General features: G+C 58.8%; 14 protein-coding genes. 10 read left to right on the plus strand and 4 right to left on the minus strand.

Annotation, left to right across the window (positions count from 1 at the left end):
- Nucleotides 1–2 precede the first annotated feature (2 nt).
- Nucleotides 3–1,034 (plus strand): L-idonate 5-dehydrogenase, encoded by a 1,032-nt coding sequence (gene idnD, locus AC1RKC_RS15605; RefSeq protein ID WP_493092278.1) that lies wholly within the window; start codon nt 3–5, stop codon nt 1,032–1,034.
- Between the two features lie 86 nt (nt 1,035–1,120).
- Nucleotides 1,121–1,432 (plus strand): stress response protein ElaB, encoded by a 312-nt coding sequence (gene elaB, locus AC1RKC_RS15610; RefSeq protein ID WP_020827827.1) that lies wholly within the window; start codon nt 1,121–1,123, stop codon nt 1,430–1,432.
- Between the two features lie 244 nt (nt 1,433–1,676).
- Here the strand turns inward: elaB and AC1RKC_RS15615 are convergent, their stop codons facing one another.
- Nucleotides 1,677–10,319: a glycoside hydrolase family 94 protein gene (locus tag AC1RKC_RS15615; RefSeq protein ID WP_493092279.1), complete on the minus strand. Its 8,643-nt coding sequence runs from the start codon at nt 10,317–10,319 to the stop codon at nt 1,677–1,679.
- Between the two features lie 287 nt (nt 10,320–10,606).
- Here AC1RKC_RS15615 and menF point away from each other — a divergent pair, with 287 nt between their 5' ends.
- The 6 genes from menF (at nt 10,607) to menE (ending at nt 17,816) form a co-directional block, all read left to right on the plus strand.
- Nucleotides 10,607–11,899 (plus strand): isochorismate synthase MenF, encoded by a 1,293-nt coding sequence (menF, locus tag AC1RKC_RS15620; RefSeq protein WP_262243918.1) that lies wholly within the window; start codon nt 10,607–10,609, stop codon nt 11,897–11,899.
- A gap of 251 nt (nt 11,900–12,150) precedes the next feature.
- On the plus strand, nt 12,151–13,824 hold the full coding sequence (gene menD / locus AC1RKC_RS15625) for a 2-succinyl-5-enolpyruvyl-6-hydroxy-3-cyclohexene-1-carboxylic-acid synthase (protein ID WP_187961702.1): 1,674 nt from the start codon (nt 12,151–12,153) through the stop codon (nt 13,822–13,824).
- Entirely contained in the window at nt 13,824–14,591 is a 768-nt protein-coding gene (gene menH / locus AC1RKC_RS15630) for a 2-succinyl-6-hydroxy-2,4-cyclohexadiene-1-carboxylate synthase (protein WP_174574472.1), read from the plus strand. The genes menD and menH overlap by 1 nt, the downstream gene beginning before the upstream one ends.
- A gap of 11 nt (nt 14,592–14,602) precedes the next feature.
- A complete protein-coding gene (menB, locus tag AC1RKC_RS15635; protein ID WP_020827822.1) occupies nt 14,603–15,460 on the plus strand; it encodes a 1,4-dihydroxy-2-naphthoyl-CoA synthase in 858 nt (285 codons plus the stop codon).
- A gap of 11 nt (nt 15,461–15,471) precedes the next feature.
- Nucleotides 15,472–16,443 carry an o-succinylbenzoate synthase gene (menC, locus tag AC1RKC_RS15640; RefSeq protein ID WP_261286990.1) on the plus strand — a complete coding sequence of 324 codons (972 nt, stop codon included), beginning with the start codon at nt 15,472–15,474 and terminating at the stop codon, nt 16,441–16,443.
- Nucleotides 16,431–17,816 carry an o-succinylbenzoate--CoA ligase gene (menE, locus tag AC1RKC_RS15645; protein WP_493092280.1) on the plus strand — a complete coding sequence of 462 codons (1,386 nt, stop codon included), beginning with the start codon at nt 16,431–16,433 and terminating at the stop codon, nt 17,814–17,816. Before menC ends, menE begins: the two co-directional genes overlap by 13 nt.
- A 179-nt stretch (nt 17,817–17,995) precedes the next feature.
- On the opposite strand, the gene katA is transcribed toward menE, so the two are convergent.
- A complete protein-coding gene (katA, locus tag AC1RKC_RS15650) occupies nt 17,996–19,432 on the minus strand; it encodes a catalase KatA (protein WP_020827819.1) in 1,437 nt (478 codons plus the stop codon).
- Between the two features lie 334 nt (nt 19,433–19,766).
- On the opposite strand from katA, the gene AC1RKC_RS15655 reads away from it, so the two are divergent.
- A complete protein-coding gene (locus tag AC1RKC_RS15655) occupies nt 19,767–20,309 on the plus strand; it encodes a YfaZ family outer membrane protein (RefSeq protein ID WP_493092281.1) in 543 nt (180 codons plus the stop codon).
- A gap of 50 nt (nt 20,310–20,359) precedes the next feature.
- Here AC1RKC_RS15655 and tyrP read toward each other — a convergent pair whose 3' ends face one another.
- Entirely contained in the window at nt 20,360–21,568 is a 1,209-nt protein-coding gene (gene tyrP / locus AC1RKC_RS15660; protein ID WP_041414776.1) for a tyrosine transporter TyrP, read from the minus strand.
- 244 nt (nt 21,569–21,812) lie between these two features.
- On the opposite strand from tyrP, the gene AC1RKC_RS15665 reads away from it, so the two are divergent.
- Entirely contained in the window at nt 21,813–23,009 is a 1,197-nt protein-coding gene (locus tag AC1RKC_RS15665; RefSeq protein WP_046373064.1) for a nicotinamide mononucleotide deamidase-related protein YfaY, read from the plus strand.
- A 294-nt stretch (nt 23,010–23,303) separates the two neighbouring features.
- Here AC1RKC_RS15665 and yfaE read toward each other — a convergent pair whose 3' ends face one another.
- Nucleotides 23,304–23,564 carry a class I ribonucleotide reductase maintenance protein YfaE gene (gene yfaE / locus AC1RKC_RS15670; RefSeq protein ID WP_048759285.1) on the minus strand — a complete coding sequence of 87 codons (261 nt, stop codon included), beginning with the start codon at nt 23,562–23,564 and terminating at the stop codon, nt 23,304–23,306.

The raw sequence follows: 23,564 nt of genomic DNA on the forward strand, positions 1-23,564 counted from the left end.
TGATGAAAATTCAAACCCAATCCTGCGTGGTCAACGGCAAATATGACGTGGCGGTAGTGGAGCAGGAGGTTGAGTACCAGGGCCACGGCACGCTGGTGAAAATCACCCGTGGTGGCATCTGCGGATCAGACCTGCATTATTATCAGGAGGGTAAAGTCGGCAGTTTTCAGGTGCGTCAGCCGATGGTGCTGGGCCATGAGGTGATCGGCGAAGTGGTCGCCAGCGACACGGCTCGTCTGCCCGTGGGCCAGAAAGTGGCGTTAAACCCCAGCAAGCCCTGCGGGCAGTGTAAGTATTGCCTGGCGGATCAACAAAACCAATGTACTCAAATGCGCTTTTTCGGCAGCGCGATGTACTTCCCACATGTTGACGGCGCTTTTACCCAGTACAAGGTGGTTGATAGCGCGCAATGCATTGCGTTCGACGCCAACTGCGACGAGAAGGTGATGGTTTTTGCCGGGCCGCTGGCGGTGGCGATACATGCCGCCAGGCAGCCCGGTGAAGTGAAAGGGAAAAAGGTGTTTGTGTCCGGCGTCGGCCCGATAGGCTGCCTGCTGGTGGCGGCGCTGAAGGCGTTGGGCGCCGACGAAATTGTCTGCGCCGATCTCAGCCCGCGTTGCCTGGATATCGCCGGAGATATGGGGGCATCCCGCTGTCTGCACGCCGGCAATGACGATTTCAGCAGCTATCAGCAGGAAAAAGGGGACTTTGATATCGCTTTTGAAGTCTCCGGCCATCCACTGTCGTTGCAGCGTTGTCTGGAGGTCACCCGCGCCAAGGGGACGGTGGTGCAAGTCGGTATGGGAAGCAGCTTCCCGGATTTCCCGCTGATGCTGTTGATCGCCAAAGAGCTGAATCTGCTGGGATCCTTCCGGTTTGTTGAAGAGTTCGCCTTGGCGGTGACGTGGCTGGCCGAGGGGACAGTCAATCCGCTGCCGCTGCTGTCCGCCGAGTTCGACAATCGTCAACTGGCTGAGGCGCTGACGTTTGCCGGTGACAAGAGTCGAGCTGCCAAAGTCCAACTGGTGTTCTGATTTTAGCCATCAGTCTGATGGCGGGGATCGGCGATCCTTGTCTATAGTTAAGGGCCGTTTCATTTTTTAAACACGGAGAACTTACCATGGCGAGAAATACGGATGCGGATCAAACCACGCTCGATGACGATCTGAGAATGCTGAGCGACACGCTGGAAGAAGTGTTGAAGTACTCCGGCGATCGTGCCGATCAGGCCTATATCGATATCAAAGCTCATGCCGAAGAGGCATTGAGTGAGGTCAAGTCGCGGTTGGCTGACACCACCGAGTCCTACTATGCGCGCGCCAAGGACGCCGTTTGCCGAACCGACGGATACGTGCGTGAAAACCCCTGGTGCAGCGTAGGGATCGGTGCCACGGTTGGCCTGGTACTGGGCTTGTTGCTGGCGCGTAAATAACGGCCTGTATACCCGTCATACTTCAAGCTGCTTGGGTGTTGGCTGCACTATTCGGCCCATCCTTGGGCCTCACCCCTTACGGGGCCGCTGCAAGCAACGTTCAAATCTGCTCCCGGCAGATTTGCCACTCACCCCAGGATCGATCTTGAGTAAGCTCCTGGGGCTTTGCTCAGTTGCCGCCTACAAGCAACTCGAATTATTTTTGGTATAGACGTTGGGCGCGGCACCCGCCGCGCCCCGATATTTACTGCCCCAATGTCACTTCCACCTGATGGATTTTGCCATCGTCTACCAGCGTTATCACGGCTTCCGACTGTTTTTCACCGTCGACGCTGACCTGCGCCGCGCCTTGCCCCTGACGGACAATCAACCGATATTCGCTGCTACCCTCCCGGTAGTTAAGCGTCACCTGTGGCCAGTCTGCCGGCAGGCGGGTGTTGACGCTCAGCCGATCGCCATGGCGTTTCAGACCCAGCAGTGACTCGAGGATCAGCCGATACATCCAACCGGCAGAGCCGGTATACCAGCTCCAGCCGCCGCGACCGACGTGCGGCGCCACCGCGTAAATATCGGCGGTAACCACATACGGCTCGACCTTGTAGCGTTCCGCCGCGGTACTGTCCAGGCTGTGGTTGATCGGGTTGATCAGCGCCATCAGTTCCCAGGCGCGCTCGATATTGCCCATTTCGGCGAAGGCCATCACCGCCCACACCGCGCCATGGGTATATTGTCCGCCGTTTTCCCGCACGCCAGGCAGATAGCCGCGGATATAGCCCGGATTCGGGCCGTTGCCGTCAAAAGGCGGCGTCAGCAGTTTGATCAGGCCGGCCTGGTTGTCGACCAGGTGTTTATCCAGCGACTGCATGGCTTGCAGGCTGCGCGGCTCATCACCGGCACCGGACAGCACTGACCAACTTTGGGCAATGGCGTCAATACGGCACTCCGCCGACTGATGAGAGCCCAGCGGTTCCCCGCTGTCGAAATAGCCCCGACGGTACCATTCGCCGTCCCAGGCATGGTCACGCAGATTATTGCGCAGCGTCTCGGCCTGTTGGCGGCACAGCGTCGCCAGTTCGTCGTCATGACGCGTGGTTGCCAACTTGCCGTAACGCTGCAGGATATGGAACAGGAAGAAGCCAAGCCAGACGCTCTCGCCACGTCCCTCCAGGCCCACCATATTCATGCCGTCGTTCCAGTCACCGGCTCCCATCAGCGGCAGACCGTGTTCGCCGAAGTTCAATCCGTGTTTTAACGCCCGGACGCCATGCTGATACAAGGTTTCTTGCGTTACGCTCTGCGCCGGTTGTTCATAGGAAGACTCCTCGCCGGGTGCCAGTTTGCGCGCCTCCAGATAGCCCACCTGTTCATCCAGGATGCTCTGATCGTCGGTGGCGTCCAGATAGTGGCAAATGGCCAGCGGCAACCACAAATAATCATCCGAACAGCGGGTGCGCACGCCGTTGCCCTGCGGCGGATGCCACCAGTGTTGCACGTCGCCTTCGACGAACTGGCGCGAAGCGCACAGCAGGATCTGTTCCCGCAGCCGTTCCGGGGCGGCATGAGTCAGTGCCAAAGTATCCTGCAGTTGATCGCGGAAGCCAAAGGCACCGCCGGATTGGTAGTAACCGCTGCGCGCCTGAATACGGCAGGCAAGGGTCTGGTACAGCAGCCAGCCATTGGCCAGTAAATCGACGGCCGGTTGCGGCGTCCCTATCTGCACTTTGTTGAGAATACCGTCCCAGTGCGCAGCCATCTGTTGCAACTCATCCTGCAGGTTGTCCTCCTGGAGGTATTTGTGCAGCAGCGCTTCGGCTTCTTCGGCGTTTTGCCCCAACCCGAGGGCGAACACAAAGCTGCGTTGATCGCCGTCGATCAGGCTGATGGCCGACTGCACCGCGCCGCACGGATCCATACCGGCGCCGACTTTGTCAGACAGGCGCCGCAGTTTTAGCACCGCCGGATTGGTCAGCGAACCATTACGACCGATAAATTCACGCCGGTCGCCAGTGAGCGAACAATGCGCACCCGAGACGCCGAAGAACGCGGTGCGATCCGATCCGTTGCCCCCATAGTGGTTGGTCGCCAGGATACCGCAGCCGTTTTCAGACGAAGCCGCCTGGGTGACGATATGCATGGCCGACTTTTGCCGCAGATCGCCGAGGATAAACTCCACATAACCGGTAGCCGAGAGCTTGCGGGTGCGTCCTGAGGTGTTGGTCAGCGTCAGCAGGAACAGTTTTACCGGGGCATCTTTGGCCACCAGCAGGGTGAACTGGCTGTCGATGCCGCTTTCGCGGTGATCGAAAACGCTGTAGCCGAAACCGTGACGGGTCAGGTAATGGCCACGGCCCCGGGCGGGCAGCGGGGTTGGCGACCAGAAATGGCCGCTCTCTTCGTCGCGCAGGTAGAAAGCTTCGCCGCTGCGGTCACAGATGGGATCGTTGTCCCAAGGCGTGAGACGGTATTCGTGGGCGTTTTCGTACCAGGTGTAGGCCTGGCCGCTTTCCGAAACCACCGAGCCGAACATCGGGTTGGCCATCACGTTCGACCAGGGCGCCGGGGTGATCTTGCTTTCGTTCATCGCAATCACATATTCGCGGCCATTCTCCGAGAAGCCGCCGAGGCCGTTATAGAACTGCAGCGCGGCAATGTCGGGCAACTGCGGCGAATGCAGGTTGCGCGGCAAATTATCCACCGTCGCCAGTTTCGACGAGGCGGTCACCGGCGACAGCGGTTGCTGCAGGATCTGCGGCAACTGCAGGCGCTGGTTGAGCTGCTCGGTTAAACCGCCGCGTCGATCGTCGAGGTAAATACGCGCGACGCTGAGCAGCAGACGATGATCTTCCGGTGACATATGTTCGCTGGTGCGTACGAAGATGCCGCCCGGCTTATCGGTTTGGGTCGATTCCATGCCGGCGGCGATCAGGCCCATGATCTGGTTCTGCAGATCCTGACGGTAGCCGCCAATGTCCTCGTTGAGGATCACCAGATCCACCTGCAACCCTTTCAGACGCCAGTAGTTGTGCGCCTGGATCAGTTGCCGAACCAGCTCGATGTTTTCGCCGTCGGTCACGGTCAGCAGCACAATCGGCAGATCGCCGGAGATTGAATATCCCCACAGCCCAGACTGGCCACGGCGGTTGTTAATGATTTCGCTGCTGGCGGCGCGCATTTCCTGCGCCGGGAAGACCACCGCGCTGGCCAGACGATTGAACAGGTTGGCGTCATCCTCATTGGCGTTCAGTTGACGCAGTACCACCTGGCTGTGCGACCAGGCCAGTTCAAACACCCGGTCTGCCAAATGGCGATCGCGGTATTTTTCCAGCATCGCCAGGCTGCTGGCGCGGTCTTCACTGACGCCATAGAAGATATCCAGTGTGAGCGGTACATTTGGTTCCAGCACCACGCGCTGACGGATAGCGATGATCGGATCAATGACCGGTCCGGCGCTGTTGCTTAGCGGGGTATTTTGATACAGCGCCTGCGGATTGGCCGGGGTGCGGCCGCGGCCGATAAATTTGGCGCGATCGGTTTCGAACGACGTCTGGCTGGTGCGGCCTTGCACCGTCATCATGTGCAGTAACCACGGGCATTTTTCTTTCGGTTCGCGCGGGCGGCGGTGGCACAAAATGGCGTCTTGATCCGGCAACAGCTCGGTTTGTACGAACAGGTTGCTGAACGCCGGGTGGGCCAGATCATTGCCGGCCGGTGCCAGCACCACTTCTGCATAGCTGGTGATTTCGATGGTGCGCGGTTGCTTGCTGCGGTTGACCAACGTTACGCGGCGCAGCTCAATATCATCTTCCGGCGATACCACCACCTGCGTTTTCACCGACAGCGACCCTTGCTGACGCTGGAACTCGGCCCCGGCGTCGTTGAACACGGCGCTGTACCCCTTGGCGGCACCACCGATCGGCTGCCAGGTATTGCTCCAGACCTCACCGGTTTGCGGATCGCGCAGGTAACAGAAAGCGCCCCAGTTATCGCAGGTGGCGTCTTCGCGCCAGCGGGTCAAGGCCAGATTCTGCCAGCGGCTGTAGCTGCCGCCGGCCTGGGTGAGCATCAGGTGATAGTTGGCGTTGGACAGCAACTGCACTTCGGGAATCGGGGAGTCCACACGGTTGAACTCGCGTGCGGCGAAGCTGGCCGGGGTGATAGTCCCCTCGTGGGTTTCGAAATGGCGACGGGTGCTGTACAGCTCGACCGCATCCGGCACCCGTTCCTGCAGCAACAGCCGCGCTGACTGGAACGCCGGATACTCAGCGAAGCGCGCTACCATAGGCGCATCCAGCAACAGATGCGACAGGGCAAGGAAGCTCATGCCCTGGTGGTGCGCCATATAGGAACGGATGATGACATACAGTTGCCCCCGGCTTAGGCGAGCGGTGGTGTAATCCAGCGCTTCGTAGAAACCGTAGCGGCCTTTGGCCCCATTTTTCTCCAACGTAACCAGGTTATTGCAAGCGGCGTCCGGATCGACAATCAGCGCCATCACCGTGGCGTAAGGCGCCACCACCATATCGTCACCCAGCCCGCGTCGCAGGCCCAGACCCGGAACGCCAAAGGCGTGATACTGATAGTTTTGGTCGGCGTCGAAACCGAAGTAGCCGGATTCGGAAATGCCCCAGGGAACGCCGCGTTCCTTACCCCAGGCAATCTGCCGCTCCACCGCCGCATGGCACATCTGCACCAGCAGTGAATCAGGGTAGGCGGGCATCACCAACTGCGGCATCAGGTACTCAAACATCGACCCACTCCACGACATCAGCGCGGGTTCGTGGTCGATCACGGTGAACAGGCGGCCAAGTGCGAACCAGCTGCGCTGCGGCACCTGATTGGTGGCGATGGCGACGTAGTTGGTTAAACGAATCTCGGAGGCCAGCAGGTCGTATTTACTGCTGTCCATCTTGTTTTGATCGCAGTTAAAGCCAACGGTCAGCAAATGGGTTGATTCGTCATACAGGAAGTTGAAATCCATTTGCGCCATTTTTTCCAACCGCTGCTGCAGGCTTTGCAACTGCGTAAGACGTTCCTGCGCCAGCGCACCCGCCGCGCTCAGCTGATTTTGCTGTTCCGGTGACAGCGTCAACTGGCCCGGCGGGTTAGCCAGCCAGTGCAGGCTGGGCACCTGCTCCAGTTCGGGCATGCCGTCACTCAGCCAGCCGAACCACTGCGCCCATTCGGCACACAGTTCGTTAAGCTGCTGGTGCAAGGCTCCGGCCCAGCGTTTGGTTTCCTCATCATGATTTAGCGCCGGTTCCTGCAGCCCGTTGCTGTAGTTGCGCATGGCGTTCAGTTCTGCCAGCAGAGCTGCCGGGTGGCTGTGGTGGGCCTGCTCCCAATGGTTGCGCAGCTTCGACAGGTTTTTCGGTGCGGCGTCGCCCCAGTGCAGTTCCAGCAGTTGCAGGCTGTCACCAAGACCGGTCAGTACCCGCAGCGGATCTATGGCCGGCTGGTGGGCCAGTGCCGGCAAGCCGGCGCTGAGCGTCAGCAGGTGACCGGCCAGGTTACCGCTGTCGACGCTGGAGATATAACGCGGGTTCAGCGGCTCCAGGGTGCGGGTGTCGTACCAGTTGTACAAATGGCCACGATAGTGTTCCAGCCGATCCAGAGTGTTGAGCGTCAGTTCGATGCGCCGCAGCGCGTCGCTGAGCGTCAGATAGCCGAAATCATAGGCGGTGAGGTTGGCCAATAACGACAGCCCGATATTGGTCGGTGAGGTACGGTGCGCCACCACCGGCTCCGGTATTTCCTGGTAGTTATCCGGCGGCAGCCAGTTTTCCTGCTGGTTGACGAAGGTATTGAAGAAGTCCCAGGTTTGGCGGCTGGTTTGGCGCAGAAAGCGCCGTTGTTCATCGTTGATGGCGGTTTTGCTGCGCTGCGGTTCCTGGCTGAGGTAGTACAGCAGGAACGGCGACAGGATCCACAAGGTGGCGAATGGTAGTGTGATAAACAGCGCCATTGGATTATGCAGGAAACTGAACAACAGCAGTGCGGCACCGGCGACCGGGTTGATCCACATCGCGCGATAGAAGTTTTCCAGCGTGACCTGCTGGCGAGCCTTGGATTGATCGTAGCTGGTCCACTCTTGCAGATTGCGCTTGCTAATCAACAGTCGCCACAGGGTCACGGCAATCGCTTTCAGGCTGTACAGCGCTTCATGCGGCAAAGTCGCCAGCCGCAGTCCGATTTGTGCCAGGCGATGCAGCGAACCGTTTAACGCCAACAGCAGATGTTGCAAGACGGGCCTGCGCGGCGGTTTACGCAGGATGTCCTGCACCAACGCCAACAGGGTCGGTAGCAGCAGGATAAGGGCGAACACCCCGAGCCAGTAACGTGTGTTTGGCAGCCAGACAAAACCGCAAAACAGTAACAGCAACAGGCTGGGGGCAGCCAGGCTGCGGCGCAGGTTATCGAACAACTTCCAGCGCGACAGGGTGCTCAGCGGATTGGCGGTGCGGGTACCGTCCTCGGTTTTCACCCGTGGCAGAAGCCAGTTGAGCAATTGCCAGTCGCCGCGGATCCAGCGCGTGCGGCGTGCGACGTCCACCAGATAATTGCTGGGATATTGCTCGTACAGCAGCACGTCGCTCAGCAGGCCGGAGCGGGCGTAACAGCCCTCCAGCAGATCGTGGCTCAGTACCAGGTTCGCCGGGCAGGTGCCTTTCAGGCTGTGGGAGAACACGTCCACGTCGTAAATGCCTTTGCCGATAAACGAGCCTTCGCCAAACAGATCCTGATAGATATCCGAGGCCATCAGCGTATAGGGGTCATTACCCGGCGTGCTGCTGCACAGGGCGGCATAACGGCCCTGGCCGTAGCTGGGGATTTCTTCGGCCATGCGCGGTTGCAAAATGGCATAGCCTTCAACCACCCGTTGCTGGCGCGCATCGTACTGGGGCTGATTGAGCGGGTGCGCCATCGCAGCGATCAGCTGATGGGCGCTTTCGCGTGGCAGGACGGTATCGCTGTCGAGCGTAATGACATACTTGACGTTTTTCAGCACCTCCAGCCCATCGCCAATCTGCGTGCAGAAGGCGTTACCTCGGTTGCGCAGCCAGTCGTTGAGCGCATTCAGTTTGCCGCGTTTTCGTTCCAACCCCATCCATACTCCCTGTTTTTCATTCCATTCGCGGTCGCGGTGAAACAGGAAAAAGTGGCTGGGCCCTTCGCAGGGATAGCGTCCGTTCAATGCTTCCATCTGTCGGCAGGCGTAATCCAGCAGGGCTGCGTCGTCCGCATGCCGTTGTTGGGGCGCATCGTTGAAGTCGGTGAGCAGGGCAAAGTGCAAATGTTTCATCGCGTTGCCCAGATAACAAACCTCAAGCGCATTGATCAGTTTATCGACGCCGCTTTTGCTGTCGATTAACGTCGGGATCGCTACCAGGGTGCGGAATTCAGCGGGAATACCGCAGGAGAAATCTAACCGCGGCAAGGGTTGCGGCGTGCGGCTGCGGGTAGTGACCTCGCTGAGTAAATTGAGCACGAACTGGCTGACCACGATAGCCATGGGGAAGAACAGCAGCACCAGTCCCCAACTGATGCCGGTGCTGTATGCGTGACGCAGCAGTTCCGCGCAAAATGCGGTGGTGATCAGGCTTAGGCTGCCGAGCCAGGAAAGCAGCGGCGCCTGACTGAGCGCATGGCGCAATTGGGTAATGCGTCCGAGTTTTACCTCTAATTGCTGTTCCAGCTCGGGGCGACCATCGTCAACCAGGTAGTAACCGATGTGATTGCGGCGTGGATCGCTGGACGGGTCTTCAGCCGCTACGCGCGCCATATTAAGCACGTGTTGAGCGACCTGCACTTCATTGTGCGGACAGTGGCGCGCCAGCATTTCGATCACGTGGCGGTAGTTGTCGCGGGTTGTGAAATGCATTAACGGATAAACCCCGGCGGGATCTTCACGCAGGGTCTGTTCTACCTGGCTCATGGTTTCGACAAATTCTGCCCAATCCATTTCGCTTAGCTGGCGCAGGCCGGAGATGCTGTTGCTGACCGACAGCTGGCTGACGGCCAGTTGCTGGTTAAAGCGGTGGATCAATTCATCAGAGGTCAGGCTGACTTCCGCCAGACGCTGCTCTACCCAGGTGAGTGGTAGCGCCAGCATGGTACCGTGCCCCTGCAGACGGCGCACCAGCTCGGCAACAAAGGCGCTGGTGCGTGGGGGATTGGATCGCGCCATATCGGCGATCACCACGATCAGGTTGGCGGGATCGTTTTCCGCCGACTCCAGCATTTTCGTCACCCAGCTGTCGGCCAGATTGCGTTCCTGCTGGGCCTGCGCGACTTCCACGCTGACGCGGCGCAGGTTTTCGATCAACGCCAGGCGCAGCATGCCGGGCAGCGCCCAGAGTTCGCCGAGCGTCAGATTGACTTCTTTTTGATAGGCGGCGATATACCGCGTGAGGCTTTCGGCGTCCCAGTGGCCGTCACCGTGCGCGATGGCTTCGGCAGCCACGTCATAGATCCGCGGACAGTTATGTGGCGGCGCCAGCTGCGGCAGACCGCGACCGAAGGTTTTCGGCAAGTGGTGGCGCACAACGCGGATTTGTTCTTCAATCAGATAGTAATTGTCCAGCAGCCATTCGCCGGCGGGAGTCATGCTGGCTTTCTTGCCGTTGCTGAGCTGGTGGCAGCTTTCCGCCAAAATGCGTTCGTTGTCGTCCAGACGCTTCAGCAGGTAGTAGGGCGTTTTGCGCGTTGCCAGCTTATGGGAACGCGCCAGGCGTTGCCCGTAACGCTCCATTTGATCGACAGAAAACAGTTCTGCCTTAATGGCACCGCCGCTGTTGTCAGGAGCGTCTTTTTGACGCCGCAGCGGCAATGATTTAATTTTCGAATTTTTACGTTGTTTTTTTAACCAATTGATTAGTATTTCTTTCACACAAAAGCTCCTTACATCTGACCCAAAGGACAGCCGGTGAAACCGCTGGGAGAGCGTGAACATCCTGTTTTTAGCGCCAGTAAGATCTGGCGTGGGTTCACAGCAGGCAGGAACATGCTTTCTCAGTATAGTCGTACAATGCATTCTTGGCCGCTTTTTGAGCTGATTGTTTAATTTTAATAAACAATTTGCGGGCCCTGCCGTTGGCGTTATGGCGCTATTTTTCCGCCGTTGATCCTTGATTTACCGTATAATTCCCTACATTAAGTTTGGTTATTGAGGTGGCCGTGGAACAACTTTCGGCATTGCTGCGGCGATTACGCCGGCAGTTTGAACAACATTTTCCCGTGGCGGGCGGCTTCCGCCAGCTTGCACTTCCCGTTCCCGCGCCGTTGACCACTCCCTTGCTGGCATGGTTAGCGGCACAGCCGACATTCCCTCAGTTTTACTGGCATCATCGCGACGGGCATGAAGAGGCCGCGGCCTGCGGTGCTCTGCGCCTGTTTACCCAACCGGAACAAGCACAGGCATTTCTCAAGGCGCATGAAGGTGCGCGGGTGTGGGGGCTGAACGCCTTCGATGGCACGGCGCATTTATTTTTGCCACGCCTGGAAATTTTGACCCGTGAGGGCGAAACACAATTAATGCTGAATCTGTTTTCTGAAAGCTCGCTACGCGACGATGCGCTCGTCGCCGAGTGCTGGCTGGAAAATAGCGTGGCTGCACGGCCTATGACGCCATTAAAGGCGAAAGTGAGAAAGGTGCAGCATCAACCGGAACGTGCCGGGTGGGAAACCATGTTGCACGAAGCGCTGAAGGCGATAGATCGGCAACAGATGGAGAAGGTGGTGTTGGCGCGCAGTACGCTACTGACGCTGGATGGCCCGTTGTTTGCGCCGGCGATGATGGAAGCCAGCCGCAGAGTGAACCACCGATGTTACCACTATATGCTGCGATTTGATGCAGATTCCGCCTTTCTCGGTTCCAGCCCGGAAAGGCTGTATCTACGCAAGGGGCGTCAACTGCTGACGGAAGCTCTGGCGGGCACCGTGGCTAATCACCCCGAACACCAACAGGCTCAGGCCCTGGCGCAATGGTTGCTGCAGGATGGCAAGAACCGGCGCGAAAATCTGCTGGTGGTGGACGACATCTGCCAGCGCCTGCAAGGGGGAGCTAATGCCGTGGATGTGTTGCCGCCGGAAGTGGTGCGTTTGCGTAAGGTGCAGCACCTGCGGCGCCGTATTGAAGGCCGGCTGAAACGTGAGGACGATGCCGATTGCTTGCATCGGTTACAGCCCACTGCGGCGGTCGCCGGCTTGCCGCGTCAGGCAGCACGCGAATTTATCCTGCAGCATGAACCCTTCTCCCGCGGCTGGTATGCCGGTTCTGCCGGCTATTTGTCCGCGTCCCGCAGCGAGTTTTGCGTATCGCTACGCTGCGCGCAGTTAGACGGCGACCGATTACGGCTGTACGCCGGGGCCGGTATCGTGAGCGGTTCCGACGCCGCCGAAGAGTGGCTGGAGATCGAAAACAAGGCCGCCGGGTTGCTGACGTTGTTACAGCCAGACGCTTTGCCCTGAATTTCCCTGCTTGGGTTACGGATTTATTGAGAGAACGGCGCGGTGAGTGTAAACTGCGTGTGATTTTTATGTTTATTTTTTGTTCTAAATCAATTAATTGTCTACCATAAAGTCACCGGGATGTACGGCGTTTTTGCGCTGGCGCAAAAGTCGTAAAGATAACTACTCATATAATGCAGAACATCATTTTGGTATGCCGCCGATCGGCGGGTGCCAGAGGCAGATTCTGTTAACCGACTTGTGAGCGAACTATGTCGACAAGTGTTTTTAATCGCCGGTGGGCGGCGTTGCTGTTGGAAGCGCTGGCTCGCCATGGAGTGCGGCATGTTTGTATCGCTCCGGGATCGCGCTCTACGCCTTTGACGCTGGCTGCGGCGGCCAACAAGTCTTTTATCTGCCATACCCATTTTGACGAGCGCGGGCTGGGCCATTTGGCGCTTGGCCTGGCGAAGGCGTCACGGGAGCCGGTGGCGGTCATCGTCACTTCCGGCACCGCGGCCGCCAACTTGTACCCTTCCTTGATCGAAGCCGGGCTGACCGGCGAACGGCTGGTGTTTCTCACTGCCGATCGTCCACCTGAGCTGATCAACTGCGGTGCCAATCAGGCCATCCGCCAAAACGGCCTGTATGCCAGCCATCCATCTTTGAGTCTCGATCTGCCGCGCCCGACGCCGGATATTTCCGCCAGTTGGCTGGTTTCCACCCTCGACAGCGCCATGGCACGTTTGCATCACGGCGCGCTGCATATTAACTGCCCCTTTGCCGAACCGCTGTACGGCGGCGATGAGCAGCAGTACGACGATTGGTCCGCGACGCTTGGCGACTGGTGGCAAGGCAGCCAGCCCTGGCTGCGTGAAATGGATCCACACGTGGTGCTCAAACAGCCAGACTGGTTCTTCTGGCGGCAAAAACGGGGCGTGGTAGTGGCAGGCCGCATGAGTGCGGAGGAGGGTGAGCAGGTGGCGCAATGGGCCGCCATGCTCGGCTGGCCATTGATAGGCGACGTCTTGTCTCAGACCGGGCAACCGCTGCCCTGTGCCGATTTATGGTTGGCTCAGCCGCAGGCGCAAAAACGGCTGGCGGATGCGCAACTGGTGGTGCAGTTCGGCAGCAGCCTGACCGGTAAACGCCTGCTGCAGTGGCAGGAGCAGTGCCAGCCGCAGGAATATTGGTTGCTCGACGATTTACCGGGGCGACTCGACCCGGCGCACCACCGGGGGCGGCGCATTCGTTCCAGCGTGGCGCAGTGGCTTGAGTTGCATCCGGCCCAGCCTCGCACCCCTTGGGCGGATGAACTGACGCAGCTGGCGGATAACGCGCTGGACGCAGTCTCGGGCCACCTGGTCAACCGCTTTGGCGAGGCGCAGTTGGCGCACCGCCTGCCGGAGCTGCTACCGGAAAACGGCCAGCTGTTTCTGGGCAACAGCCTGATCGTACGCTTGATTGATGCCTTGACCCGCTTGCCGGCGGGTTATCCGGTGTTCAGTAACCGCGGTGCCAGCGGCATCGACGGCCTGATCTCTACCGCCGCAGGCGTGCAGCGGGCCACCGCCAAACCAACGCTGGCGGTGGTGGGGGATCTTTCCGCCCTGTATGACCTGAACGCGCTGGCGCTGCTGCGCCAATGCTCTGCGCCAACGGTGCTGATCGTGGTCAATAATAATGGCGGCCAGATTTTTTCATTGCTGCCAACGCCGGAAGAAGACCGGCAGCGCTTCTACTGCATGCCGCAGGACGTGGAGTTCAGCCATGCCGCAGCGATGTTCCAACTCGCTTACGCCCGCCCGGAAAACTGGGGACAGTTGCTGCAGGCGGTGGAACAGGGGTGGCGCCACAGCGGTGCCACGCTGATTGAGCTGCAGGTGCCGCCGAGCGATGGTGCACAGACGTTGCAGCATCTGGTGCAACAGATGGCGGAGCAATAATGCTGGCGACAAAAGTCTTGCAACAGGGCGAAGCCGATCGGCCCTGGTTAATCTGGCTGCATGGCCTGTTGGGCAACAACAATGAATGGCGGGTGATCGCTTCCCGCTGCCCGGAGTGGCCGTCGCTGGCGATCGACCTCCCGGGCCACGGCGATTCCGTTGCGGTGACCTGCAGCAGCTTTGACGATATCAGCGCGCAAATCAGCAGCACCTTGCAGATGCACGGCATCGAACGCTATTGGCTGGTGGGCTATTCATTGGGTGGGCGCATAGCCATGTACCACGCCTGCTGCGGCGACACTACCGGCCTGCAAGGGGTGATTATTGAAGGCGGAAATCCCGGACTGGCCGATCCGGCCCTGCGTGCTCAACGTCTGACGCACGATGCGGCCTGGGCGGAACGTTTCCGCCACGACCCCATTGAACAGGTGCTGGCGGATTGGTACCAGCAGCCGGTCTTCGCCAATCTCAGCGCGGTGCACCGCGATGCGCTGATCGGTGCCCGCAAGGACAATTCCGGCGCGGCAGTGGCGGACATGCTGGAAGCCACTTCGCTGGGCAAGCAGCCCTGTCTGGTGCCGCAATTGCAACAGCTGGCGATACCGCTGGTGGTGTTGTGCGGTGCCGACGATCACAAATTTCAGCAGTTGGCGCGTGACGCCGGGTTGCCGTTACGCATCGTGCCGCAGGCCGGGCATAACTCGCACCTGGCCAATCCGCAGGATTTCGTCGCCGAACTGCGCACTTTTCTCGTTAACCCTGGTTAAAGGAACAGAACATGCTCTATCCGAATGAAGAACAGCTGTACGCCGCCATCGAGTGGCAGGATTGCTCCGGTGATTTCGAAGATATCCTCTACCACAAGTCCAGCGACGGTATCGCTAAAATCACCATTAACCGTCCGCAGGTGCGTAATGCCTTCCGGCCGCACACGGTGAAAGAGATGATCGAAGCGCTGTCCAATGCCCGCTACGACGACGGCATCGGCACCATTATTCTCACCGGCGCCGGCGACAAAGCCTTCTGCTCCGGCGGCGATCAGAAAGTGCGCGGCGACTACGGCGGTTATCAGGATGAAAGCGGCGTGCACCATCTGAACGTGCTCGACTTCCAGCGCCAGATCCGCACCTGCCCGAAACCCGTGGTGGCGATGGTTGCCGGCTATTCGATCGGCGGCGGTCACGTATTGCATATGATGTGTGACCTGACCATCGCGGCGGATAACGCCATCTTCGGCCAGACCGGGCCGAAAGTGGGGTCGTTTGATGGCGGTTGGGGCGCTTCTTACATGGCACGAATCGTCGGCCAGAAGAAAGCGCGCGAGATCTGGTTCCTGTGCCGTCAGTATGACGCTGCCGCCGCGCTGGACATGGGCCTGGTCAACACCGTGGTGCCCTTGGCGAGCCTGGAAAAAGAAACCGTACGCTGGTGTCGTGAAATGCTGCAAAACAGCCCGATGGCGCTGCGCTGCCTGAAAGCGGCCCTGAATGCCGACTGCGACGGTCAGGCCGGTCTGCAGGAGCTGGCGGGTAACGCCACCATGCTGTTCTACATGACTGACGAAGGTCAGGAAGGGCGCAACGCGTTCAACGAAAAACGCCAGCCGGACTTCAGCAAATTCAAGCGTAATCCGTAATGAATGCTCCGATCCGTAACGCCGCCGTTTACCGTTACAGCCTGCCGATGGAGGCTGGCGTGGTGCTGCGCAACCAGCGGCTGAAAACCCGCGATGGTTTGCTGATCCATCTGCAGCAGGGCGGGCAGGAAGGTTGGGGTGAGATAGCGCCGCTGCCGGAGTTCAGCCAGGAAACGCTGGCGCAGGCCGAGCAGGCTGCGCTGCGTTGGGTACAGGACTGGCAAGGCGGGACCTTGCCGTCAGACAGCCCGTTGCCTTCGGTAGCGTTCGGCACCAGCTGCGCGTTGGCGGAATTGGAACAGCGGTTGCCGCTGCAGGCAGATTACCGCAAAGCGCCGCTGTGTACCGGCGATCCTGACGAACTGTTCGCGGTATTGACCGCGCTGCCGGGAGAGAAAGTTGCCAAGGTGAAGGTTGGGCTGTATGAGGCGGTGCGCGACGGCATGATAGTCAACGTCTTGCTGGAAGCCCTGCCCGATTTGCGTCTGCGGCTGGACGCCAACCGCAGTTGGACTCGTGCCAAGGCGGACGGGTTCGCTAAATACGTGGCACCAGCGCTGCGTGAACGCATTGCTTTCCTTGAAGAGCCTTGCAAAACCCGTGATGAATCGCGGGATTTCGCGCTGGGGACCGGCATTGCTATCGCCTGGGACGAAAGCGTGCGTGAGGCGGACTTTGTGGTGCAGGCCGAACCGGGCGTGGCGGCGATCGTCATTAAACCAACGTTGACCGGCAGTCTGGTTCGTTGCCGTACCCTGGTGGAGCAGGCCCATGCGGCGGGGTTAACGGCGGTGATCAGCTCCAGCATCGAATCGAGCCTGGGGTTGACGCAACTGGCACGCATCGCGCACTGGCTGACGCCGAATACCGTACCTGGACTGGACACGCTGGATCTGATGCAGGCGCAGCTGCTACGCCCCTGGCCGGACAGCGAACTGCCGCTATTGGATACATCAGCGCTGGAGTGTTTATGGCGCAGCTAAAAGACTGGCCGTGGCGGCAGTGGGCGCAGCGACGGCCACAGGCGACGGCGGTAACGGTGGGGCACCAGCCGGTGAGTTGGCTGGTGTTGCGCCGTCAGGTGGATAGGCTGGCGGCAGATTTTCAGCATCAGGGCGTCGAGCCCGGCTGTGGCGTGGCGTTATGCGGCAAGAACAGTTACCCGCTGCTGTTGGCTTATTTGGCGCTGTTGCAGTGCGGTGCGCGGCTGCTGCCGTTGAATCCGGCGCTGCCCGCGGCCCAGTTGGCGACGTTGCTGCCTGATCTGGATATCGATTTTGCTTTCAGTCCGGACCGGTTACCGACCTTACCGGCAACGATCATCCCTTTAACCCCTCCCTCTACCGAATCTCGCTGGCTGAATCCACCGCGTTGGGATGCGCAACGGCTGGCGACGCTGACCTTGACCTCCGGCTCCAGCGGCAGACCAAAGGCCGCTGCGCACAGCTATGCCGCGCATCTGGCCAGCGCCGAAGGCGTACTGCGGCTGATGGACTTCCAACCTCAGGACCGCTGGCTACTGTCTTTACCGCTGTTTCACGTTTCTGGCCAGGGCATTGTCTGGCGCTGGCTGGCGGCGGGGGGCGGACTGGTGGTGCGTGATATGCATCCTCTGGCTGACGCATTGGCAGGGTGTACCCATGCCTCGCTGGTGCCGACACAGCTTTGGCGTTTGTTGGCGCAGCCGCTGGCGGCGCTGACGTTGAAGAAAGTGCTGCTCGGGGGCGCGATGATCACGCCAGAGCTGACCGCGCAGGCGGAGGCGGCAGGCATTCGCTGTTGGTGCGGCTACGGCCTGACCGAACTGGCTTCCACGGTGTGTGCCAAGCGCGCTGACGGGCTGCCAGGCGTTGGGCTGCCATTGGCTGGTCGGGAAGTTAAGCTGGTGAATGAGGAAGTGTGGATCCGTGCGCTGAGTCTGGCGTTGGGATATTGGCAACGCGGTGCGTTGCTGCCGCTCGTCGATGATCAAGGCTGGTTTCATACCCGCGATCGCGGCGTCATGGAACAGGGTGAACTGCGGATCATTGGCCGGTTGGATAATCTGTTTTTCAGCGGTGGGGAAGGTATTCAGCCGGAGGATATCGAACGCGTGCTGGCGGCTCACCCGCAGATCTTGCAGGTGGTGGTAGTGCCGGTGGATGACGCCGAGTTTGGCCAACGACCGGTGGCAGTGATCGACAGTGGGGTACCGCTTTTGCTGGAAGATCTGCTGGCGTGGTCGCAGGATCGTCTGGTGAATTTCCAACGGCCGGTTGCTTTGTTGGCGATGCCCGCCGAGTTGAAAACCGGGGGGATCAAGATCTCCCGCCGTCAACTGCAGCAATGGGTGGCTCAACAGCTATCCCATCGATAAAAAAGGCCGCCCAAAGGCGGCCTCAGACTGCTGACAAACCTGCGAAACGGCTAAACCGGTAGGGGTCGAACATGTTCGACCCGATTTAACCCATTGATTATGCTATCGGGCGCAGCATGCAGCGCCCCTACTATTAAACAACAGAGCACTTTGTCAACGGCCTCAGTGACTGCCGACGGTTATTTCAGACCCAGCGCTTTGGCTACGCCAGCGCCGTAATCCGGATGCACTTGGGTGAACAAATCGACCTGACGGCGCTGGATCTGTTCCGGCACCTGCGACAGCTCACCGGCGATACGGGTGAACATACGCTGATGTTCTTCCGCGCTCAACAGGTTGAACAGCGCGCGCGGCTGGCTGAAGTAATCCCCGTCTTCACGGTGATTCCAGTGGTCGGCGGCTCCTTCAATGCTCAACGGTGGCTCTCTAAAGTCCGGTTGCTCCTGGAACAGGCCAAAGCTGTTTGGCTCGTAGGTCGCGCCGTTACCGCTGTTGCCGTCCACGCGCATCGCGCCGTCGCGGTGGTAGTTGTGGAACGGGCATTTTGCGCCGTTAACCGGGATTTGATGATGGTTAACGCCCAGACGGTAGCGGTGGGCATCCCCGTAAGAGAACAGGCGACCCTGCAGCATTTTATCCGGCGAGAAGCTGACCCCAGGCACTACGTTGGCTGGGTTCAACGCCACTTGTTCCACTTCCGCGAAGTAGTTTTCCGGGTTGCGGTGCAGCTCGAAGAAGCCAACGTCGATTAACGGGTAATCGCCGTGCGGCCATACCTTGGTCAGATCGAAGGGGTTGTAAGGCGTCTGCGAGGCTTCGTGTTCCGGCATGATCTGAATCTGCAGTTTCCAGCGCGGGTAATCACCCCGCTCGATGGCTTCATACAAATCGCGCTGTGAGCTTTCACGGTCTTTGGCAATGATCGCCTCCGCTTCGTCATCCATCAGGTTTTCAATGCCTTGTTCGCAGCGGAAGTGGAATTTAACCCAGAAGCGCTCGTTGTTGGCATTGATAAAGCTGAAGGTGTGGCTGCCGAAGCCGTGCATATGGCGGTAAGATTTCGGGATGCCGCGGTCGCTGAAGTCTATGGTCAATTGGTGCAGGCTTTCCGGCGACAGCGAGAAGAAATCCCATTTATAAGTTGGGTTGCGCAGATTGGTACGCGGATCGCGTTTGACCACGTGGTTAAGATCGGGGAATTTCAGCGGGTCGCGCAGGTAAAACACCGGGGTGTCGTTACCCACCAGGTCCCAATTACCCTCCTCGGTATAAAACTTCATCGCGAAACCGCGAATGTCGCGTTCGGCGTCGGCGGCCCCGCGCTCACCGGCTACGGTGGAGAAGCGGATAAACATGTCAGTTTGCTTGCCGATTTCAGAGAAGATTTTTGCGCGGGTGTACTGGGTAATATCGTGGGTGACGGTAAAAGTGCCGTAGGCGCCGGATCCTTTGGCGTGCATGCGGCGCTCGGGGATCACTTCACGGTCGAAGTGAGCCAGCTTTTCCAGGAACCAAACGTCCTGCAGCAGCATCGGGCCGCGTTTACCTGCGGTGATCACGTTATTATTATCGACAACCGGGGCTCCGGCTGCGGTGGTCAGTCCTTTCTTGCTCATCACTTGCTCCTTATCGTATTGCAATTGAGTGAAGACTTGGGCGACTCAAGCTTTCATCATAATCCGCCAGGGCGTTCTCACCCTGACCCTAATCAATGCCACTACTAGTTGTAGACCTATTGAACGCACTCGGCAAATAGGTCTGGGTTATCGTTGCTATTGCCACCCGGGAGGACGCTTTTCCTTGCAAAACTTTACATTCATTTGATTACAGAAGAATTTTTTCGCTTTTATCCCTTAAGAACTGGTTGTGGTTTGGTATAGACTCGTGACGGTATTATTACGGGTTAACTCATATCATTCTTAATGGATGAAGTAGCAAGAGGGATAGACGATGAAAAAGACTTTGGTCGCCTACGCGGCAAGCATGCTGTTTATGACCGGTGCGGCGAACGCGCTCAGCCTGTCTGGCGAAGCCGGCAAGCATTACACCAACCTCGGCTTCGGTCAGGACACAGGCACCAGCGGTTTGGGTTTAACGGGTAACTGGGCCCGTAGCGATCATAACGGCAACGTTGGCAGCCTGGGGCTGAACTTCGGCCTGCCATTGGGACCGTTGACTGCGACGTTAGGGGGCAAGGCGCTGTATCTGAGCCCGAAGGACGGTAAGAGCGGTGGGGCTTTGGCACTGGGCGGCGGTCTTGACTGGGCAATCACGCGTTCTCTCAGCCTGCATGGCGAAGGCTATTTCGCCCCGGAATCACTGACCAGTGGCGTTAAGGCTTACAACGAAGCCAGCGGCGGCCTGCGTTGGACGGTTTTCCGCCCGCTTAGCGTAGATGTGGGTTACCGCTATATTCAGATGCAAGGTAAGGACGGGCGTCGTGACAACACCTTGGCCGATGGCCCTTATGTTGGCGTGGGTCTGAGCTTCTGATACAAACAGCGAAGGGGCCAATTGGCCCCTTCGTTTTATCGAAAAATCTATTAGCCGACGGCCGGCAGGATACCGCTGGCGATACCCACCTGAATGGCAATCACCGTCACCCCGCAGACAAACACCACCGCCAGCGCCGGAGTCCCCCCCCAGACGCGGTATTTCGCCTGATGCTGTTGACGCGTTTTCCACACCAGCATTGACGGTAGCAGCAACGCCAGCACTGCCAGTGCGATGGCGGCGAAGCCCAGCGCCAGCACAAAGCCACGTGGATAGAACAACGCGAAAGCCAGCGGCGGCAAGAAGGTGATGGCACCGGTCTGCAGACGGCCTCGTACGTTATCCTGGCGCTTGAACAAATCGGCCAGGAAATCAAACAGCCCGAGCGCTACCCCCAGGAAGGAGGTTGCCAGCGCCAGATCGGCAAACAAATGCACCGCCAGTTCGACATGTGGGGAAGCCACGACGTCGCGCACCGCCTGCAACAGGCCGTTCAGACCGGCTTGCTGTGCCAGGATACCGACGAAAGTGGTGGAGCTGATGCTGCCGAGCGTGGCCAACTGCCAGAAAATATAGGCTATCAGCGGAATGGCGCTGCCGATAATGAACACCCAACGCAGCTTGCGGATGTTGCCGCCCATGTAGTTCACGATGCTTGGCACGCTGCCGTGAAAGCCGAACGACGTGAAGATCACCGGAATGGCCGACAGCGCCAGCCCTTGCTCCAGTGGGAGCGTCATCAGGTTGGTCTGGTGGATATTGGGCAGCATCAGGCCCAGCATGACAATCAGAAACACCACTTTGGCGCTGAACAGAATACGGTTAAACAGATCGACCGAGTGGGTACCGATGCAGACTACGCCGCCGGCCACCAGAGTAAACAGCAAGACGCCAAGCGTGGTGGGGAAGTCCTGCGACGTCCACTGGCTGATGCTGGCCGCCAGCAATTCACCGGCGCCGCTGATATAGGCGGCAGTCAGGGCATACATCAAAAACATCATGCTGAAGCTGGTCAGCCATTGGCCGCCGCCGCCGAGGTAGCGCTTTGCCAGGGTACCGAGGCCGGTATCGGCCTGTTCATGTTGATAGACTTCAACCAGCAGCAGTGCGGTATAACACATCAACAGCCACAGGCCGACTAACAGAGCCAGGGTGACGCCGAAGCCTACACCGGCCGCCGCCAACGGCATTGCCAGCATCCCGGCGCCGATGGTGGTTCCTGCTACGATAAATACACTGCCAAGCGTGCGATTTTTCACGTTTTTCTCTATCAACCAAAGATTTTGGAAAATTATAGGTAACTGATTCTAAGTGCGGCAGGATAGTTGATGGAATATTTCGTGTCAAACGGACGTTACGGGTGCTGTTAACTTATCTTTACGATGTTGCAGGCTGCGCTATCTCGCAAAAAAATGCCTTTAACCGAAATTAACTGGTGGTACCTAGTGAAAACTTATTTACAGGCTTCTATAGTGGAAAGATCGGAAAATGTGGGAGAGATCAATGTTAAGGGTGGAGATGCTCAGCACCGGTGATGAGGTGCTACACGGGCAAATTATAGATACCAACGCCGCCTGGCTGGCAGACTATCTGTTCCAGCAGGGCATGCCGATGAGCGGCCGTGAAACGGTGGGGGACAGTCTCTCCTCTCTGATCGAAACATTACAGGAACGCAGTCATATCGCCGACGTGCTGATCGTTAACGGCGGTCTGGGGCCGACCAGTGACGATCTCAGTGCTCAGGCGGCCGCGACCGCCTGCGGCGTCGAGCTGGTTGAACATGCTGAATGGATGGCGCGTATCGAGGCGTATTTTGCCGAGCGCGGCAGGCCGATGGCGGCCTCAAACCGCAAGCAGGCGCAGATCCCCGCTAACGCAGAGATGCTCGACAATCCGGTTGGCACCGCCTGTGGTTTTGCTTTGCAACTGAACCGATGCATGATGTTTTTCACGCCCGGCGTGCCATCTGAATTCAAAGTGATGGTCGAACAGCAAATTGTGCCGCGCCTGCGTCAGCGTTTTACCTTACCGGCACCACCGCTGTGCCTGCGGTTAACCACTTTTGGTACTTCGGAAAGCGATCTGGCTGCTGAGCTGGACGGCATGCCGCTGCCGCCGGATGTGGTTCTGGGTTATCGTTCCTCCAGCCCGATCATTGAACTGAAGCTGACCGGCCCGGTTGCCCAGCGTGCGGCGATGGAGCAAGCGTGGGAGCGGGTTCGTCAGGTTGCGGGTGATAACACCCTGTTTGAAGGAACCCTTGGCCTGCCGGCAGTGCTGACACAGCGGTTGAATCAGCAAGGGCTGAAGTTGGCGCTGAGCGAACAGTTCAGCGCCGGGCTGATCAATCTGCAACTGCAAAGCGAAGGGGCGCCGTTGGCCGGTGGTGAATTGTTGCCGTCGCACTGCGTGGAAACGCTGGAAACCACGTTGGCGCGCGCTCGTTCGTTGGCGGAACTGACCGGGGCGCAGCTGGCATTGGCGGTCAGCGCCATGAGCGGCGATCGGGTGAGCATTGGGCTGCATACGCCAAAAGGCAGCATCGGGCAGACGGTACGTTATCGGGCTGCGCGGCATAGCCTGCGGTTAAGGCAAGAGTCGGTGGCGATGCTGGCGCTAGACATGCTGCGGCGGTGGTTGAACGGTGGGCCGGTATGCGGCAGGAATGCCTGGCTGGAGACGCTGGAGATTATCGAATAGGGAGGCTTGAGACTGTTGGTCTTGGGCATTGTGTGGCAAGGCGGATAGATGAAAGCCCCAAACTGTATTGACTCTCAATCAGAATGGGGCTGCACATACCGCCTAGACACCGTTACGCTAGCCTCTTCACAGCAAGGAGGCAAGCATGCAGTTAAAGCAGGTGTTTCACTCGTTAGCCGTTGTATGTATTACGATTTTGGTATTTATACCCGTCGTCTTTCAAGCTGCAGCGTTGTTGGCTACAACTCGAAAGTCATAGGGTATATTCAGGTGATTGAAGGATGTTCTTGAAAATCAGATTTCCAACTCGATATCCGTCAGCGGCATGCAACAGCAAGGCAGGATTTCACCCTGGTTGATAAACGCCAATGGCTGTTGGCGGTAGGTCACTTCACCTTTTACCAGCTTCAGGCGGCAGGCGCCGCAGTAGCCGGAACGACACTGATACTCCACCTCAACGTCGTGCAATTCGAGCACGTCGAGCAGGCAATTTTCACTTTTGGGGCAGGCAAGCTGCGTACCCGTGGTACGCAGCGTCACGATTGATGATGCCAT

Source organism: Serratia sp. GW822-FHT06E05, assembly GCF_058799445.1.

What these genes read in the sequence shown, in the direction of transcription:
- idnD (WP_493092278.1), top strand. Translation starts at nt 3, where the DNA reads ATGAAAATTCAAACCCAATCCTGCGTGGTCAACGGCAAATATGACGTG.
- elaB (WP_020827827.1), top strand. Translation starts at nt 1,121, where the DNA reads ATGGCGAGAAATACGGATGCGGATCAAACCACGCTCGATGACGATCTG.
- menD (WP_187961702.1), top strand. Translation starts at nt 12,151, where the DNA reads ATGTCGACAAGTGTTTTTAATCGCCGGTGGGCGGCGTTGCTGTTGGAA.
- menH (WP_174574472.1), top strand. Translation starts at nt 13,824, where the DNA reads ATGCTGGCGACAAAAGTCTTGCAACAGGGCGAAGCCGATCGGCCCTGG.
- menB (WP_020827822.1), top strand. Translation starts at nt 14,603, where the DNA reads ATGCTCTATCCGAATGAAGAACAGCTGTACGCCGCCATCGAGTGGCAG.
- menE (WP_493092280.1), top strand. Translation starts at nt 16,431, where the DNA reads ATGGCGCAGCTAAAAGACTGGCCGTGGCGGCAGTGGGCGCAGCGACGG.
- katA (WP_020827819.1), bottom strand. Translation starts at nt 19,432, where the DNA reads ATGAGCAAGAAAGGACTGACCACCGCAGCCGGAGCCCCGGTTGTCGAT.
- AC1RKC_RS15655 (WP_493092281.1), top strand. Translation starts at nt 19,767, where the DNA reads ATGAAAAAGACTTTGGTCGCCTACGCGGCAAGCATGCTGTTTATGACC.
- AC1RKC_RS15665 (WP_046373064.1), top strand. Translation starts at nt 21,813, where the DNA reads ATGTTAAGGGTGGAGATGCTCAGCACCGGTGATGAGGTGCTACACGGG.
- yfaE (WP_048759285.1), bottom strand. Translation starts at nt 23,564, where the DNA reads ATGGCATCATCAATCGTGACGCTGCGTACCACGGGTACGCAGCTTGCC.